Origin of the sequence: Amycolatopsis sp. NPDC004079 (genome assembly GCF_040610415.1) — a bacterium.
Lineage (GTDB): Bacteria > Actinomycetota > Actinomycetes > Mycobacteriales > Pseudonocardiaceae > Amycolatopsis > Amycolatopsis halotolerans.
Genome location: NZ_JBEXMH010000011.1, coordinates 134,517 through 151,267, shown reverse-complemented (window position 1 = coordinate 151,267; position 16,751 = coordinate 134,517). Strand labels below are relative to the sequence as shown.

Annotated in this window: 11 protein-coding genes; 7 read left to right on the top strand and 4 right to left on the bottom strand. The window is 65.9% G+C overall.

Annotated features, from left to right (window positions below):
* Position 1 precedes the first annotated feature (1 nt).
* Together ABZX37_RS14850 and ABZX37_RS14845 are read left to right on the top strand one after the other, a co-directional pair.
* Complete coding sequence (locus ABZX37_RS14850) at positions 2 to 499, top strand: SUKH-3 domain-containing protein (RefSeq protein WP_354739641.1); 498 nt, start codon at positions 2 to 4, stop codon at positions 497 to 499.
* Positions 496 to 648 carry a hypothetical protein gene (locus ABZX37_RS14845; RefSeq protein ID WP_354739639.1) on the top strand — a complete coding sequence of 51 codons (153 nt, stop codon included), beginning with the start codon at positions 496 to 498 and terminating at the stop codon, positions 646 to 648. Before ABZX37_RS14850 ends, ABZX37_RS14845 begins: the two co-directional genes overlap by 4 nt.
* A 176-nt stretch (positions 649 to 824) precedes the next feature.
* Here the strand turns inward: ABZX37_RS14845 and ABZX37_RS14840 are convergent, their stop codons facing one another.
* From ABZX37_RS14840 to ABZX37_RS14825, 4 genes are all read right to left on the bottom strand, one after another.
* On the bottom strand, positions 825 to 2,429 hold the full coding sequence (locus ABZX37_RS14840) for a DUF2079 domain-containing protein (protein WP_354739637.1): 1,605 nt from the start codon (positions 2,427 to 2,429) through the stop codon (positions 825 to 827).
* A 223-nt stretch (positions 2,430 to 2,652) separates the two neighbouring features.
* Positions 2,653 to 3,027 carry a hypothetical protein gene (locus ABZX37_RS14835; protein WP_354739635.1) on the bottom strand — a complete coding sequence of 125 codons (375 nt, stop codon included), beginning with the start codon at positions 3,025 to 3,027 and terminating at the stop codon, positions 2,653 to 2,655.
* Positions 3,020 to 4,321: a pre-toxin TG domain-containing protein gene (locus tag ABZX37_RS14830; protein WP_354739633.1), complete on the bottom strand. Its 1,302-nt coding sequence runs from the start codon at positions 4,319 to 4,321 to the stop codon at positions 3,020 to 3,022. The genes ABZX37_RS14835 and ABZX37_RS14830 overlap by 8 nt, the downstream gene beginning before the upstream one ends.
* Before the next feature lie 237 nt (positions 4,322 to 4,558).
* Positions 4,559 to 5,479: a helix-turn-helix transcriptional regulator gene (locus tag ABZX37_RS14825; RefSeq protein ID WP_354739631.1), complete on the bottom strand. Its 921-nt coding sequence runs from the start codon at positions 5,477 to 5,479 to the stop codon at positions 4,559 to 4,561.
* 135 nt (positions 5,480 to 5,614) lie between these two features.
* Here ABZX37_RS14825 and ABZX37_RS14820 point away from each other — a divergent pair, with 135 nt between their 5' ends.
* From ABZX37_RS14820 to ABZX37_RS14800, 5 genes are all read left to right on the top strand, one after another.
* Positions 5,615 to 6,559, top strand: coding sequence for an aldo/keto reductase (locus ABZX37_RS14820; protein ID WP_354739629.1), 945 nt, complete (start codon positions 5,615 to 5,617; stop codon positions 6,557 to 6,559).
* A gap of 169 nt (positions 6,560 to 6,728) precedes the next feature.
* Positions 6,729 to 7,070, top strand: a complete 342-nt coding sequence (locus ABZX37_RS14815) for a hypothetical protein (protein ID WP_354739627.1) — start codon at positions 6,729 to 6,731, stop codon at positions 7,068 to 7,070.
* Between the two features lie 84 nt (positions 7,071 to 7,154).
* The gene (locus tag ABZX37_RS14810; RefSeq protein WP_354739625.1) at positions 7,155 to 7,499 is read left to right on the top strand and encodes an ankyrin repeat domain-containing protein; all 345 of its coding nucleotides are present in this window, start codon (positions 7,155 to 7,157) and stop codon (positions 7,497 to 7,499) included.
* 216 nt (positions 7,500 to 7,715) lie between these two features.
* Entirely contained in the window at positions 7,716 to 9,413 is a 1,698-nt protein-coding gene (locus tag ABZX37_RS14805; protein WP_354739623.1) for a hypothetical protein, read from the top strand.
* 559 nt (positions 9,414 to 9,972) lie between these two features.
* Positions 9,973 to 16,734, top strand: a complete 6,762-nt coding sequence (locus tag ABZX37_RS14800; protein WP_354739621.1) for a LamG domain-containing protein — start codon at positions 9,973 to 9,975, stop codon at positions 16,732 to 16,734.
* Positions 16,735 to 16,751 lie beyond the last annotated feature (17 nt).

Sequence of the window (16,751 nt, the reverse complement as noted above, 5' to 3'; positions counted from 1 at the left end):
GATGCGCAAGGTGTTTTCCCCCGAGGTGCTTGAAGAACTGCGCGCTTCAGGCTGGACTCCCAGCCGCGACGTCGATATTTCTTCATGGGTGACAGCGCTCGCGCCGGAGGGATACCGCGTGAGCGGTGTCGCCGCCGAAGCTCTCCGTTCATTCGGCGGTCTGATGCTCGGCCCGATCAATGTGGAGGGGCCGAACTTCAGCAACGACGAGCCGTTGAACGTTGACCCTGTTCTCGCGGGCTTCGGGCATTTTGCTCTTGCTGAGGAACTCAGCCGAGAGCTTGGCGACGTGTGGTATCCACTCGGTGAGTGGTTGAGTTCGTCGAGCGTCTTCGTCGGCGAGTCGGGGCACGTCGTCGCGACTGGCTTGGGGTGGATTTGGGAACTGGGAGAATCGGTTGAAGAGGCTGTCGAGTTCGCGCTGCGGGCTCACCGGCCGTTGCGTTGCCTCAGGGTGTTGACGCCTGGTGGCGAACCGTGGCCGTCGGAGAACGGATGACGGTTTGCCAGCGCCTGAAGCCCGGGCTGCGGCAGGTCGTGTTCGCCGGGTTCGGCGTGGTGCGCTTGGATGTCGCGGTGGTAGTCGAGCAGGCACTGGTGCGCGCTCGACGGAATCAGCAAGCGCGGGACGTCGCGCAGGCGCGTTGATGAGCCAGCGCTCACGGTTGATGGTGTGAGAGCTGGCGGGGCATCAGGCGATGTCCACGGTCAACTGCAGCACCTGCAGAGTCTCAGGGCCGACCGTGAGGCAGACACTGGCCATCGTTGGCCGAAACGTGTGCAGGGCGCGGGCGACGCCCTGCCAACTGAAACTGGTGGGCTGCTCAGTTCGCGGCAGCGGGGGATTCGTGCAGGCGGTAGAAGCGGCCGCCGAGTACGGCGTAGACGGTGAGGGGCCCGGCTCCGGGACGCGCGGTCGCTTGCCAGGCGTTGCCGTCGGGGATTCCCGGTGCGGGGGAGGGGAGTCCGGTGATGCCGCCGCCGGTGACGGTTCCGGTGGGGTCGGTGACGAGGACGCAGTCTGGGTGGAGGTCGGTCCATCCGGTGATGAGGGCGTCGCCGGTGGATGTGACGGCTCCGTGAGCGGTGGGGAGGTCGGTGGCGGTGTTGGGGTTGATGGTGGTGCCGAGTTCGGGTCCGTGGCAGCCGAGGGTGAAGCTCTGGTTGAAGGGGTAGGTGCCGAGCGCTTTCGCGGCGGGGATGACTTGGCGTTGGATGTGGAGTTGGTCGAGGACGTCGGCGGCTTCGGTGCGCATGGCGGTGGGGGCGAGGGCGAGCGGGGCGTAGCCGCGGCGGGTGAGGTCGGCTTTGGTGCCGCCGATGGCGTGGGTGGTCAGGGAGATGGCGCAGATGCCGATGACGACCGCGGTAAAAGGCCATTGTGGACGGACGAGCGTCGCGAGGACGAGGAGCGCGCTCACCGCTAAGGCGCTGACGATGGTGTAGCGACTGATCAGCCCGATGTTCCCGCCGGGAGCCAGGTTGCTGGTGCGGCCGAGCGCGACGAGCACGGCGAGCGCGACGGCGTATCCCGCGATCCCGATCCATCCCGCGGCGCGTGTGTCGCTCTTCGCGGCGATCCCGCAGGCGGTGAGGAGCGCTGCGGTGAGGGCTCCGGCGAGGACGGCGAGCACGGCTAGATCACCGGACCACAGGCTGCCCAGTGCGGCGGTGGCGGCGGAGAGGCGGCCGTCGGGGTCGAGTGCGGTGGTGGCCAGGGATTGGGTGCCGCTGGGTTTGGTGAGCAGCCAACCCGCCAGGACGACGGCTCCGGCGACCATCATGGCGATGGTTTTGGCGCGGTTTTCGTGGCGGAGCAGGAAGATCGCGGCGACGATGAAGAACGCGGGCAGTCCGGCGCCGAAGCTGAGGCTGGCCAGCAGCGCTGCGGCCGTGGCAGTCCAGAGGCGGCCGCGGTGGGCTTGGGCGGCGGCGAGGACGGTGAAGAAGACGGCGGGGATCCAGCTGATGCCGTTGGTGCCTTGCAGCCAGATCTCGGCCAGGTGGGAGGAGAACAGCAGCCACGAGATCCCGGCGGCGAGTGCGGCTTTGCGGTGCGGGGACAGGGAACGGGGGAGCATCGAGTACAGGCAGGCGCCGATCCCGGCGACGAGGGCGACGGTGAGGACGGTGAGGACGCGGTTGTCGCCGCCGAACCAGGCGGCGTCGGCGTAGAAGAGCAGCGAGGGGATGACGAAGGGCTGGTCGAGGTGGTAGGTGAACACCTGGCCCGGCAGGAGATGCCCTTGGTCGTCGGTGATTTTCGCGAGGACGTGCCAGTAGTCGAGCAGCACGTGGGCGCGCGGGGCGCGCACGGCGGTCCACAACGCCAGCATGGCGGGGACTGCGGCGAACGCGGCCAGCGCGACGATCCCGGCGCGGGGCTTTCGGACGGCGGGGACGGCGGCGGGGGAAGCGAGCGCGGTCAAGGCCTCTCCTGGCGAAGTGGATGTCACTCCGGTCGGCGGCTTGCCGGACCTGCCCGCTGCGGATTGCGGATTTTTCGATGTGACCTGCTGTTTTTATCGCGTCAGAGATGGTCTGGACAAGCGTGTCCTTGCTCTCTGTTTCGGATGTAACGGAACAATGTGGGCAGAACGATGCTATAGCCCGCAGAGCGGAGGATCGCGCGGGAAATTTACCGAAAGCGGTTTAGTTGGAAGAAAACCATCGGGATCGGCGGTCCCCTTCCGGAGTGTTCGACAGCCAGCACAAACCCAGCTTGGCGGACCAGTCGACCGCCTGGCAGTCGCGGACAACGCGTTCGACGGTGTCCTCGACGGACGAGGCGGGCCACGGCTCGAACCCCGTGTCGCCGATCTCTCCGACGACCATCAGTCCTTCGCGGAGCAGGTAGTCGAGGACGCTGGCGAAGAAGCCGGCGAAGCGGTCGCTGTCCCGGGGAACGACCTGGAAGGCGTTCCAGATCAGCGAATCGACCGGGACCCAGTCGTCGAGGCCTTCGTCGAGCGTCGGGGCTACCACCCGTCCGATCTCGTGCGATTCCTTCACCGGCTGCTCATCCATCGAGATGCACCTTCAACCTCTTGCCGTCCGCCGTCGCGATGTCGATTGTTTCACCGCTCGTCTTGGACGTCAGACGCCATTGGATCGTCGTGCCGTCTTGCAGTGTGAACACGTCGGGAATCTTGTCACCCCGCGACGGAAGCTTCTGCGTACCCGCGGTCCAGTGGTCGAACAGCGTCCGCAGTTCGGTCGTGCTCGACACGGTTCTCACGCCGCTGTTCTTGCCCTGAGGCAGTGCGTCGAACGAAACGCGCCAGTCCTTGGCGCCGTTCTTCGCCGCCAGTTCGATCCCGCGGGAAACCTTGGCCGCTCGTTCGACGGCGACGAGTTTCTTGAGGGCACCGCCCGCGATCGGGACGGCGGCCATGCCGTAGAGGGCCCGTTCGAAGCCGTCGAGTTCATGCTGGGTGAACGCGTCCTTTCCGGCGATCGCCTCGACCGCGCTCTTGATGCTGCCGACCCCCGGAACGAAGTCCGTCACGGCCGACAGGACCGCCGCGACGTCCGGGTTGAGCGAACCGGAATGAGCCGGGTGGCCGAAGGCTGCGTCGAAGTCGAACTTGATGCCCTTCAGCGACAGCCCGCCCACCGGCATCCACGGTGTGGACGTGAACTTGTCCAGGGTCTTGTTCGCGTCGGCGAGGATCGCGTTCGCCGCGGCCAGATCGCGCTTGGCCCCGGCGAAATCGCGGTCGGCTTGTGCCATGGCGGTGCGAATCCGGGCGGCGCTGTAGTCCAGTTGGGCCGCGGCCTGCGCGATGCCCGCCGCGGTCGCGGCCAGTCCGCGATTGTTGGCTTCCAGTGCGGCGAGGTCGATGTGGATGTCCAGATCGGGGAGCGCGTTGAACTGCGCGATGGCCGTCTTGGCGATCGCGGCTAGTTCGGGCTGCGACTTCACCACGATCCTTGTCGCGACGACAGTGTCGCGCAATTGCTGCAGCGAATCCTCGCTGAACTGATCGAGTGTCTGACTAGCCCGGGAAATGTCTCCGGCGTCGATCGCCTTGCCGACCTCGGCCAAAGTCTGGGCGGCTTCGTCGAGCGCGTGGCCCGCGACCTGGCCGATGCCCTGGCGCAGGTGCCCGAGTACCAGGGCGCCCAGTTGAGTGCGGGCGACCGCCTTGCCCGCTACAAGCGCCGCCTTGGCCCGATCGGCGGCTTTGCACACCGCCAGCTCTGGATGCCGGTCGCAGAGACCGGCCGCCTGGGCGGGCATCGCTACGAGCATCGCGATGATCGCGACGACGAGGCCGACGACGCCCCCTCGGCGCGCGGCCTGAGCACGGAAACGCACCCGCGTCCTTCTGGATCTTGATCAGCGGAAGAAAGAATAAGACACGGCCGCGGCGACCGGCGGCCGCCAGGACGTATTTGTGTCGGTGGGCACAAATACGTAACGGAAATCGTGGATGTCGCAATGAATAGCAGATTCCGAGGGAAAAGGGCCTGGCCGGATCCCTTGCCAGGAGTGCGAGGAAACGGCAGAGCGCCAGCACATTCCTGAATCGCGGGCCGGGCGAACCGCGACGGATCAGCGAGGTTCGGGCCGAGGCGAGGGGCGCTCGGGCTCTGTCGCCAGGGATTGTGTAGCTGCCCAGCTGGCGAGGAGTTTGATCCGGTCTTCGGATTCGGTGCCGGGCTCGGCGGTGTAGGTGATCAGGTCGTGCACGGCTCGGCCGGGCAGGGGCAGGTCGAGGGACTGGAAGGTCAGTTCCAACCGGCCGGCTTCGGGATGCCGGAGCCGTTTGACGCCGTCGTGGCGGATCAGGACGTCGTGCACGGCCCAGAGGCGGCGGAACTCCGGACTGAGGGTGCACAGCTCGCCGATGAGTTCGCGCAGCGCCCGGTCGTGGGGCTCACGTCCGGCCTCGGCGCGCAGGAGAGCGGCGGTAGCGTCGCAGGCGGCGTCCCAGTCGACGAAGAAATAATGAGCGCTGGGGTCGAGGAAGATGTAGCGGGCGAGGTTGGGACGGCCGCGCTCGTCAACGGTGGTGCTGCCGAACATCGGCGCGTACAGGGCTCGGGCCAGGGGATTGCTGGCGACGACGTCCGTGCGGCCGTTGCGGACGAACGCCGAGGACATCGTCATGGAGTCGAGCAGCCACTGGACCTGGGGCGGGACCTCGACGTCCCGGCGACGCGACGGCGTGCGGCTCGCTGGCCGCGATGACCGGGCCAGGTCGAACAGGTAGGTGCGTTCGTCGTCGTCCAGCCGCAGGGCGCGGGCGACTGCCTCGAGGACGGCTTCGGACACGCCGCCGATGTGCCCCTTCTCCAACCGCGTGTACCACTCCGTGCTCACGCCGGCCAGGACGGCGACCTCCTCGCGCCGCAGCCCAGCGACCCTCCGCCGGGCGCTGGTCGGCAGCCCGGCCTGCGCCGGGGTGATCTTGGCGCGCCGGCTGGAAAGGAAGTGCCGGATCTCGGCGCGGTTTCCGGACTGCTGGTCCATGCCGTTCACAGTAGCCGTGGGCCGCGGCGCGAAAGGGGTTGAAGCAGTACCCCCAATAAGCGCGACCTTCTCGGACGGCGGCCGTCGCGGTCTCGTGGGATCGAACGTTCGGAACTGAGAATGGAGCCAACGGACATGACGAGCAAGACGCCGACGGTGGCGCTGGGCACGTGGGCCTGGGGAGACAGCGGCGAGGCAGGCGACGGCTATTTCGGCAGCCAGCTGACCGCGTCCGGCCTGCGAGAAGTCGTCGAGAAGGCGCAATCGACCGGGCTCACGCTGTGGGACACCGCGGTTGTGTATGGCATGGGCCGCTCGGAAACGGTCCTCGCCCAGGCGCTGAAAGGCTATGCGCGCAGCGAGTACCAGCTGTCGACGAAGTTCACCCCGCAGATCGCGGGCGACGGCGACGATCCCGTCGCGGACATGCTGGAGCAGAGCCTCGGCCGATTGGGCACGGACTATGTGGATCTGTACTGGATCCACAACCCGGCCGACGTGGCCCGCTGGACGCCGCTCCTGATCCCGCAGCTGGAGAGCGGCCGGATCAAGCACGTCGGCGTCTCGAACCACAACCTGAAGGAAATCGCTCTCGCCGATCAGACCCTCGGCGAGGCCGGTTTCCGGGTGGAGGCGGTTCAGAACCACTACAGCCTGCTGTACCGGAGTTCCGAGCGCGCGGGCATCCTGGAGCATTGCCGCGAGAACGATGTGCGGTTCTTTTCCTACATGGTCCTCGAACAAGGCGCGCTGACCGGCAGGTACAGCCCGTCCCGCCCGTTGCCGGAGGGCAGCAGCCGGGGAGCCGCGTACAACGACATCCTGCCCCAACTGCAGGCGCTGACGGACCGGATGGGAACGATCGGCGCGACCCGAGGCACGTCCGCCGCCGACGTCGCCACCGCCTGGGCCATCGCCAAGGGGACCACCCCGATCATCGGGGTCACAAAGGCGGCTTACCTAGACGGGTTGGTCCGCGCTCACGACATCGCGCTCGCCGACGAGGAGATCGCGGAACTGGAGTCACTGGCGGACGCCGCGAACGTCGACACTCGCGGCAGCTGGGAGCAGGATATGTAGCAGTCGTCGACGGCCGAGGGAGAGAGCGGGAAGCCGCTTCTGGCGGTCTCCCTCGGCGTCGGTCAGATAGTGCTGGAGGAATACTGACAGTGACTAGCTTTTCGGATTTCGCCAGCTACGGCGACAGCTACTACGGAGGTGGCATAGCTCGGTTTCGTTCGGCCTGCTGGTGATTTCTTCTCCGGACAGCGTCGACGACCACTCGGGTTGGGATCCCGCGCGGGAAAATGTGCACGCTGGCAAGGATTCACTGCATGTGCCCGTTCGCCAGTCGGCGAGCGGGGTGGTTGCTGTCTCGTGTGTCGAAGAGCCGGTCGTGCCGGAGGGGCTTGAGCTGCTGCATCGTGGTGTTATTCAGTTGACTCGATCGTCAGTATTGCTCTATGACCCGAATGGCCAGCTTCGCCTGGAATTGCCTGTGGAACGCGACTTGAACGCGGTAGCTGTCTACGGTGACGACACCACGGAACCGGCCGAGATTGTTGTGGTGCTCGGCGTTCCCCGGTGTTGACCGCTGGTTCGGATGATCCACCTGTTCAATGAAGAATTTTCAGTAATTGACTTAGCTGTCCCGAGTGGTAGATAAGGTGTTCTTGTGGTTGAATATATGACTCCTGCGCATATCGCGGTCGAGATGAGCGACCTCCCCGCTCTTCGGGACCTTTTGGATAAAGGGGTCGACGTAAACGAAGAATGCAACGGAATGACGCTCTTGCATCACGCTATTGATGCCGAAGGCGATGGTCACGGGCAGACGGGCAATCCATTGCATGTCGACGTCACGGCTTACCTTCTCGCTCGCGGAGCCGACCCCCTTCGTCGAACCACTGATTCCGCGCGGGAGACGGCAGAGGAGATGGCTCAAGGCTACGGTCATTGGCTGGCGCTCGCCCTGATTGAAGCATGGAAGCAGCAAATGGGCCGGCGTTCTGGTATGTGAATCCCATTGGGGCGATGGGGACGGTCGGCCCGGGATCCGGGCTCAGGCGCGCACGAGAGAACCCTCAAGCAGGAGCGCCACCAAGCGCTGCGCCAGCCCCTATCCCGAGTCCGGTGGCGCAGGCTCCGTCCGTGAAGCTGCACGAACTTCGAGGGGCTTCGATTCGAGCGTTCGGACGATCGCGCTGACTGTGCCTCTGCGGAATAGTCCGTGGTTATGCGCAACCGCAATCCTGAACGCGTGATCGAGCAACGCATCGCGAGTCATGTCCAAAGGGGTGAGCCGGTACGTCTGGCATCAGTGGCAGCGACGACCATCATGCGGGTCCTGCTCGGCCGAGCGACTCTGCAGCGCGGACGAGCACCGCTGTTTCATCTGTGTGACGCGCGCATCAGCGGTGCGCTAGAACTGCGGAACGCGGACGTCGAAGTCCCGCTCGTGTTCGAGAACTGTACGTTCGATGAGCCGGTCGCGATCGGGGACAGCGATGTCAAGCTGCTGGAGTTCCGCGCGTGCGCGATGCCAGCGTTCGATGGACGGTCTCTGCGGATTGCGCGTGACCTTGCTCTGACGGACACGCGTATCGGATGGATCGACCTGTTTGGTGCGCGAATTGACGGTCATCTCTGGCTCACTGGTTCGTGTGTGCAGGGGGCCAGGCAGGAAGCCCCCGCCATCGACGCGCCGGGCATTCGCGTCGCAGGCGGTGTCTATGCAAATCGTCTGGAAGCTTTGGGTACCGTCAATCTTTGGGGTGCCGAGATCGGCGCTGCTCTGGAACTCTGCAACGCTACCCTCTCCTCGGGACGCTTTCCGGCGTTGCGTGCGTCCAACCTCCTTGCGCGGCTGGATGTACGCATCGCGAGTAGCCGAATCGACGGGGGGATTGATCTGTTCGGCGCGCGTGTCGGCGGCGACCTTTGGCTTACCGGCACGAAAGTGGGAGATCAGGAAGGCGACTACGCGATCAGCGCACCCAGCATCGAGGTCGCAGGCGGCTTCTACGCCCGCGGTTTGACGGTTCGCGGCGGTTTGAACCTGTGGAGCGCTGACATTGGCGCTGGTCTTGAACTCGACAGGGCTAACCTTGCCGCCAGCGGCCGCCCGGCTCTTCGTGCGCCGAAGATGGTTGTGTCCGGCGACATCACTGTCGGGTATGGAGCGATGATCAGCGGAGCAGTAGATCTCGACTCAGCGACCGCCGGCGGGAGTGTGAAGCTGGCCTATCGAGTGGACGATGAGCACATGCTGTCTCTTTCAGACAGCCACCTTAAAATGCTCTGTCTAGAGGTTCTCCCCGGCGATCTAGTACAGGTCAACCTAGCTGGCTCGGTTGTCACCGCGTTGGTGGACAATCAGAAATATTGGCCCAGGGTCCTCAATTTAGATCGAATGACGTACCAGACGCTTCGCCCACTGCTGTCTGCGAAAGAACGCGTCGCGTGGCTGAAGCGCGACGAGGGCTCGGATTCACCGCAGCCGTACGAGCAGCTCGCGCGGCAATATCGCGAAGCTGGTCATGATCACGGTGCTCGCACGGTCCTGCTTGCGAAGTGCCGCGATCGGACGCGCCGGCAACGTTTCCTCCCAAAACTTTGGGGGTTTCTTCAAGATGTCACCGTCGGGTACGGATATCGGCCAGTTCGTGCCTTGGCCTGGTTAGCCGGATTGACCATTGTTGTGGCCGTCTGCAGCGCCGTCTGGAGACCTTACCCCGTTGCCGGATCGGCTCCTCCGTTCAACTCTGCTGTTTACGCGCTCGACGTCGTTCTGCCGATACTCGATCTCGGGCAGGAAAAGTCCTACACCGCTGTCGGTGTCGGGCGCATAGTCGTGTGGATTGCCGTCCTTGCGGGCTGGGTCCTGGCTTCGACCGTCATTGCCGCCGTCACCCGAACTACCAGTCGGAATTGAACGAGGCTGCTCGTGCGTGGACGGTTGGCGCATTCGGCTGGAGCAGCTCGCGGCCCGGCAGCGGTCCCGTGGGTGCTCGGTTCGAGGCAGAGAACAGACGGGGCATGTCGACGCCAGCAGTTTCGAACACAAGACCTGCTGCGTCGGCGACGGCGAGCGGACCTGCGCCCCTCCCGGCCTTGTGACGCCACGACCGAGAATCGACCCTTCCGATGCCGGTAAGTCTTGCGGCACAGGCGTCCCACTGGCGTGACAATCGGACCGTGCCACTCAGCGGACCATCCTTTGTGGCCAGTCGCTACCGTGAGTTGATAACAACTTGATCATCCGGTCTAGACCAACCGGCACAACGCTTGCTCCGTTCGGCGGCTGGCGCGATCGCGGCACCGCGAGGCTATTGCGGCAATACGGACATCTGGCGACATTGTCGAGCTTCTGGCCAAAGTGGTCACCCGAACGGCGGCTTTGCCGTTTCTCTACAGTCGTGGATTCTTCTCTTTACTTTCGGGTCGTGCGGGTCGGGGGACGCGCGCTGACCAGGCCGAGGGGGCCACCTTTCGTGAAGCGTCGAAGACTGGCGCGCGGGTTCAAGCTGCGCGTTTTCGGGTTGGTTGTGCTCCTGCTGGCAGGCGCGCTCGGGATAGTCACCGCGAGCACGCCGTCAAAGCTGAATGTCACCCCGGTGGACTCCGCGGCCGACGCGGTCGCGGCGTTCGCTGCTGCCCGGCGGCAGGGGACGCAGGTTGAGGTGGCGGACCAAACCACTGAGACCAAGCGGGTTTTCGCCCAGCCGGACGGGCAGTCGACCGCCGAACTGGCTTCCACGCCAGTGCGCGTGCGGCACGGCAACGGTTGGGTGCCAGTGAATGCGACTCTCGCCAAGTCTGCCGACGGGGCGGTCCGGCCACAGGCGACGGTGAACGACCTGTCGTTCTCCGCTGGTGGCGATGCCCCGCTGGTGACGCTTGGCAAGGGCGACAAGAAGCTGTCCTTGGCCTGGCCGCACAAGCTTCCCGCTCCGGTTCTCGACGGTGCGAACGCGACCTATCGCGAGGTTTTCCCTGGTGTCGACCTCGTCATGCAGGCCGTCGCGGACGGCTATAACCAGCGGCTAGTGGTCAAGAACGCTGAAGCTGCCAAGAACCCGGCACTGCGCGCGGTTTCCTTCAAGCTTTCCGCGGCTGGGCTCTCGGTCAGCAGCGACGAAGCGGGCCGGATCAAGGCGACCGATCCGTCCGGGAAGATCGTCTTCGCCGCGCCCTCGTCGTCGATGTGGGACGCACGCGGGCCAGAGACAGCCAGGGCTCAGGTCGGAGCGTCCGTCAAGGATTCGATGCTGGTTCTCCATCCTTCGGTCGCGATGCTGGACGACCCGTCGACGCGCTTCCCGGTAGTGATCGACCCCGACATGCGCGGCTGGAACCAGTCGATGTGGGCGAAGGTCTTCTCCGGCAAGCCGAACCAGACTTACGTCAACGGCACGAACGACGCCGACGCGTGGGCGAAGGTCGGCAACTGTGACTTCGCCGGCTGCAACGGCATCGGCCTGGCGCGGACCTACTTCCAATTCGACACGACGTTCCTCGCCGACAAGATCATCAACGACGTGCACTTCGACACCACCGTGGTCTACGGGCCGCAGTGCAGCACCAACAATCACAAGCTGTTCCTCGCCGGGGCTGGGCTTTCGTTCGGCACCACCTGGAACAACATGCCCGGCGGCGGCCAGGTCGGCCCGGACGCGCAGGTGCCGAGCAACTATCCGGGCTGCGACGGGTACAAGGGCGTCGGGTTCGACCTCAATCCCGGCGATGTCCGCCCCGGCACGGTGAGCAACTACTACCTGCAGGCGGGCAACGAGGGCGACCGTGCCTGGTGGCGCAAGTTCGACGTCCCGACGACCTTCCTCCGGGTCTGGTACAACACCCGGCCGAATTCGCCGTACGAAGTGAAGACCGATCCGCCGTTGCCTGCTCCGTGCAAGTGGTGCGGCGGCAAGCCGTACGTCGGCGACAGCTCGATCCGGCTGTTGGGCAGGCTGTCCGACCAGGACGGCAACGACCAGCTCAAGGCGATCTGGGACATCTACGGCGGTCCGGCGGCCGACCACCGGGAGCCGGACATCTATCAAGCGTCCGGCGCGTTCGCGAGCACGACCGTCGACTTGTCGGGTCGCGACGGCCAGTCAATCACCTGGAAGGTGACCGCGTTCGACCGTGCCGATCGCGGACTCTCCACATTCGGACCCCCATTCGTGGTCGACCAGGTCGGCGTGGACAAGCCTCCCGCAGTGTCCGCGCCGGTGTACCGCGAGGACAACACCTGGCACGGCGGAGTCGGGGTGTCGGACACCTTCACCTTCACCGCGAACGGCGTCGCGGATATCGACCACTACCTCTACGGTTGGAACAACGCACCCTCGACCAAGATCGACGCGGACGCACTGGGCGGCAAGGCATCCGTCACCCTGGCACCTCCAGGAGACGGGCCACGGGACCTGTATGTGCAGAGCGTCGACCGGGCAGGCCACCGCAGCCCAGTGAAGGCGTACCACTTCTACGTCCGGGCCGGTAACGGACCGCTCGCCCAATGGTCGTTCGACGGTTCCCCTAAAGACTCCGCGACGCTCGGCTTCCGGGACGCGACGCTGCACGGTGCTCCGTCCTACGTGCAGGGATCGATCGGGTCCGCATTGAAGCTCAACGGTTCGAGCGACTACGCGACGGCTCCGGTTTCGGCGAGCACTGCCGCCGGATTCACTTTCGCCGGGTGGGTGAACCTCGCGGCGAAGACGTCGAACTGGGAAACGCTGCTCAGCCAGAACGGTGCTGCCGCGACCATGGTGCGGCTCGGCTACACCGGTACGGGGTCCGACAAGTGGGCAATGGAACTGCGTCCGTCGGACTCCGCTTCGGCCGCGCCGACGACGATCGTCTCGCCGGAAAAGGCAGCGTCGGGAACGTGGACGCACCTCGCCGGGGTGTACGACGCGGCTGCGAAGAAGGTGCGGTTCTACGTCAACGGCGACTTGGCGGGGACTGCGGACTGGACCTCGCCGTGGGCCGCCAACGGAGAGTTCGCCTTGGGCCGCAGCACACCTTCAGGTGCTGGTGCGGACTACTTCTCGGGCGCGATTGACGAAGTCCGCACCTACGACCGGGCTCTGGGCGATTCGGAAGTGAAGTCGATCGTCACGCTCGACAACGTGACAGCTGGGTACTGGAACTTCGACGACGCTGAGGGGACAACGGCCCGCAACAGCGCCGCGGGCGGCGAAATGGCCGCACTCCACACCGGAGCCGCGTTCACACAGCAGGGAGCGGTCAACAGCGCTCTTGCATTGGACGGCGCACAAGGCTTCGCATCGACTGCCGGGCCCGCGGTGCGCACGGACCAGAGCTTCACGGTCAACGCATGGGTGCAGCCGAGCAAGCTCGCCGACATGGCCGCAGTGTCTCAGGACGGGGTGAACGCCAGCGGCTTCTACCTCAAGCAGAACGGCGGAACCTGGATCTTCGGGATGAACGGCGGCGACGCCACCGGAGGCACGGCCGCCGAGGCGCGGTCAGCGGCGAATACGGTTCAACCGGGGGTGTGGACGCATCTTTCGGGCGTATACAGCAGTTCGGCCAAGACGCTGACGCTCTTCGTGAACGGCGTCCAAGCCGGAACCGCGCCGGCACCCGTCGCGCCGTGGATGGCGAGCGGCGCGTTCGTGATCGGCAGGGGGCAGTACGGCGGGCCGACGGGCTTCTGGGCCGGAGCGGTCGATGAGGTGCGCGCGTACAGCCGCCCGCTTGGGGTAGCGGAGATCCAGGGCATCGTCGCGCAGAACAGCGTTCCCGCCGCGTCGTGGGCGCTGGACGGTGATGTGAAGGACGGTTCGGGCCGCGGTCTGAACGGTACTGTCGTCGGCAAGGTCGAGTGGACTCCGGGGCAGAACAACAACCCGGACCCCAAGGACCTGGCCGCGAACTTCACCGGCGCGGAGGGTGCGGTGTCCGCGCCGCCCGCGGTCGACACCACGAAGAGCTTCTCGGTCACGAGCTGGGTCAAACTCGGCGTGAAGACCGCCGGGGTCGGGTCGGTGGCGAGTCAGAGCGGCGCCCGTGCTTCGTCCTTCATCCTCGGCTACACCGGCAGCGCGGCCGATCGGTGGGCTTTCGCGATGTGCGCCGCCGACTCCGACGCCCCGCCGGCAGTGCTGGTGCAGTCGGACCAGCCGGTGCAGACAGAGGTGTGGACGCACCTCGTGGCGAGCTACAACGCCGCGACCAAAGAAATGCAGCTCTACGTCAACGGAACGCTGACCGGGACGAAGACCGTCGACACGGTGTGGAACGCGACCGGCGAGTTCGACATCGGCCGCGGGAAATCCGTAGGAGCGTGGGGGAGCCAGCTTTCCGGAGCGGTCGACGACGTCAAGGTCTACCCCCGCGCGCTGCTGAGCGACGAGATCCGCACGATGGCGGGCAAGGAACTCAACCTGGTGCACAAGTGGCAGCTCGACGAGTCGAGCGGCAGCAACGTCGCTGATTCGGCCGGCGCGCGGACAGGCTCCCTGAACAGCGGCGCGCGCCTGGTGTCCGGGCGGGTCGGCAACGCGATCTCGTTTGACGGCAAGACCGGAGCGGCTTCGACCACCGGCGTCGACCTTCGCAGCGACGACAGCTTCACGGCGTCGGCGTGGGTGTACCTGGATCGCAAGAGCGACACGACCTCGAAGTTCACCGCGGTCAGCCTCGACGGCGTGCACACGAGCAAGTTCCGGCTCGGCCACGTAGCGGATGAAATGTCGGCAGCCTGCTTCGACGGCATGCCGGGCGATCCGAATGCCTGCGGGAAGTGGGTGTTCGAGATGGCCGGATCCGATGTGGATAGTCCGACGGTCGTCAAGGCCGCCGTGTCCACCTTGCCCGCGGAAATCAACACCTGGGCGTTCCTGACCGGCGTGTACGACAAGCAGACCGGCAAAACCTGGCTCTACGTGAACGGCAAGCGGGTCGGCGACGGAACGCTCGACTCCGCCTGGCAGGCGAACGGCGGCGCGGAGTTCGGCCGCGGGAAGGTCGCCGGTGCGCTGGCGCAGTTCTGGCCGGGCCGCGTCGACGACGTGCGGCTGTATTCGGGAGCGCTGGACCGGGACCGGATCTTCGCGCTGTATTCCTCGTACCCGGCGCTGGACGAAACGCCGCCGGATCTGCCGACAGCCGACAAGGCGTATTGGAAGTTCGACGAGAACACCGGCACCGCGGCTGGCGATTCGAGCGGGCAGGGCAAGACCGCCACGATGAAGGGCGGGGCCGAATGGTCCGGCGGGCGCAACGGTGCCGCGGTGTGGTTCGACGGCACGTCGGGTTACGCGGAAACCTCTGGCCCGGTGCTCGACACGACGAAGAGCTTCTCCGCGACGGCGTGGACGGTACTCACCGACGCCGGGACTCACGACTACGCGGTCTTGGGCCAGGACGGCAACCGGGCCAGCGCCTTCCAACTCCGCTACAGCGGCAGCACGGGCAAATGGACGGTGGCCGTTCCGCAGGCGGATCAGGACAACCCGGCAGTCACGACGATCGTGTCGGACGTCAAGGTCTCACCGCGTGAATGGACGCATCTCGGTGTCGTGTACGACGCCGCAGCGCACGAAATGAAGCTGTACGTCAACGGTGCGCTGACCGCGATCCAGATCGGGGTGACGATCGGTGCGTCGAGCGGTCCGTTCACCATCGGCCGCAGCAAGTGGAACGGCCAGAACACGGGCTTCTATGCCCGGGCCGTCGACGACGTGCGTGTGTTCGGCAAAGCGCTCAGCGACGGCGAAATCCGCCGGGTGATCGCGGACGTCTCCGAGGCGGACGCGGGGCAGTGGCACTTCGACAATGGCACCGGGCGCGACTACTCGTGGCGGCACAACGACGCGACGTTGTCCGGCGGGTCGTCGATCGTCGCCAACGGTGTCATGGGCAACGCTTTGCAGCTCGACGGGGTGAACGGCACCGCGACGACCTCCGAGGTGGGCGTGCCGATGACCCGCAGCTTTACCGTGTCGGCGTGGGCGAAGCTGACTCGCACTGACCGGGTCGCCACTGCGGTGAGCCAGGACGGAACGCGGATGAGCGGGTTCGTGCTGCAGTACCGGCCGGACCTCAACCGCTGGGTTTTTGGCGCGGCTACGCAGGACAAGGACGCGGCGCCGCTGAACTACACCGCTTCGTTCCAGGTACCCGAGGCGAATCGATGGACCGCTCTCACCGGGGTCTACGACGCGGCCGCGAAACAGTTCCGCATCTACGTGGACGGACAGCTCGGCGGCGTACAGAACAACGTCGCACCCTGGCCCGCAGCCAAGGGATTCGCTGTCGGCCGCGGACTGGTGAACGGCAGCCCGGCAGAATTCTTCCCCGGGCTGATCGACGAAGTTTCGACGCACTACGACGTGTTGCCCGACGACGCCATCCAACGGCGGGACAACTGGCCGGCGACTGCGGCCGGGCAGCTCGGACGGTACGTCGACGGCGCCGGGCGCCGAGCAACGGCCGCCACAGCCAATCCAGCACCAGCTGGTCATCATTTCGACCGGCCGCTGGGCCTGCTCATCGACAGCAGCCAGTCCAACACCCGCACGCTGTTCTCCTGCTACGCGGGCGTGGACGCCTTCACCTCGCCAGACCCGGCTTGCGAGGGCCAGTCGGTCGGCGGCCCGATCGGATCGGTCTACACCGTCCAGCCGACAAACATCGACACCGTCGCGGTCTACCGCTGCAACACCGGACCAGACCACTTCGAGTCGCTGGACGCGACGTGCGAAGGAGCAACGGTGGAAGGGGTCCTGGGCTACACGCTCGCGTACGCGCCGCTTCTCCGCTACAACAACAGCACGACCGAGGACCACTTCAGCACTTCCGCCGGAGTGGCTCCCGGATACTTCCTCGAGGGACCGCTGGGTTTCGTGTCGCTCGGTTCTCCTTCCGGCACTCAACCGCTCATCAGCTGCCGCAGGGACACTGACCAGTTCGCTTCGCTCGATCCCGCTTGCGGCGGGAAGACAGTGATCGGCGCGATGGGTCGTTTGTGGACGGCTGCCCCGGCCGGCATCGAGGCGCATGCGATCTATCGGTGTTCCAGTCCCGCGGGCGAGTCGCTCGTGAGCGCGAGAGCCGACTGCGAGGGCTGGGTCGTCGACCAGCCGCTGGGCTACACGCTGGACAAGGTGCCGGACACGGCTCCGGTCTTCCCGGCCGGTGTCCGAGCAAGCTCGGCACTGTTCCTTCCGGAGAAGTCTGCCTCGGTCCAGGCAAAGACCGCTGTTTCGCCTGGTTGATCCGTCCCGAACCGCTG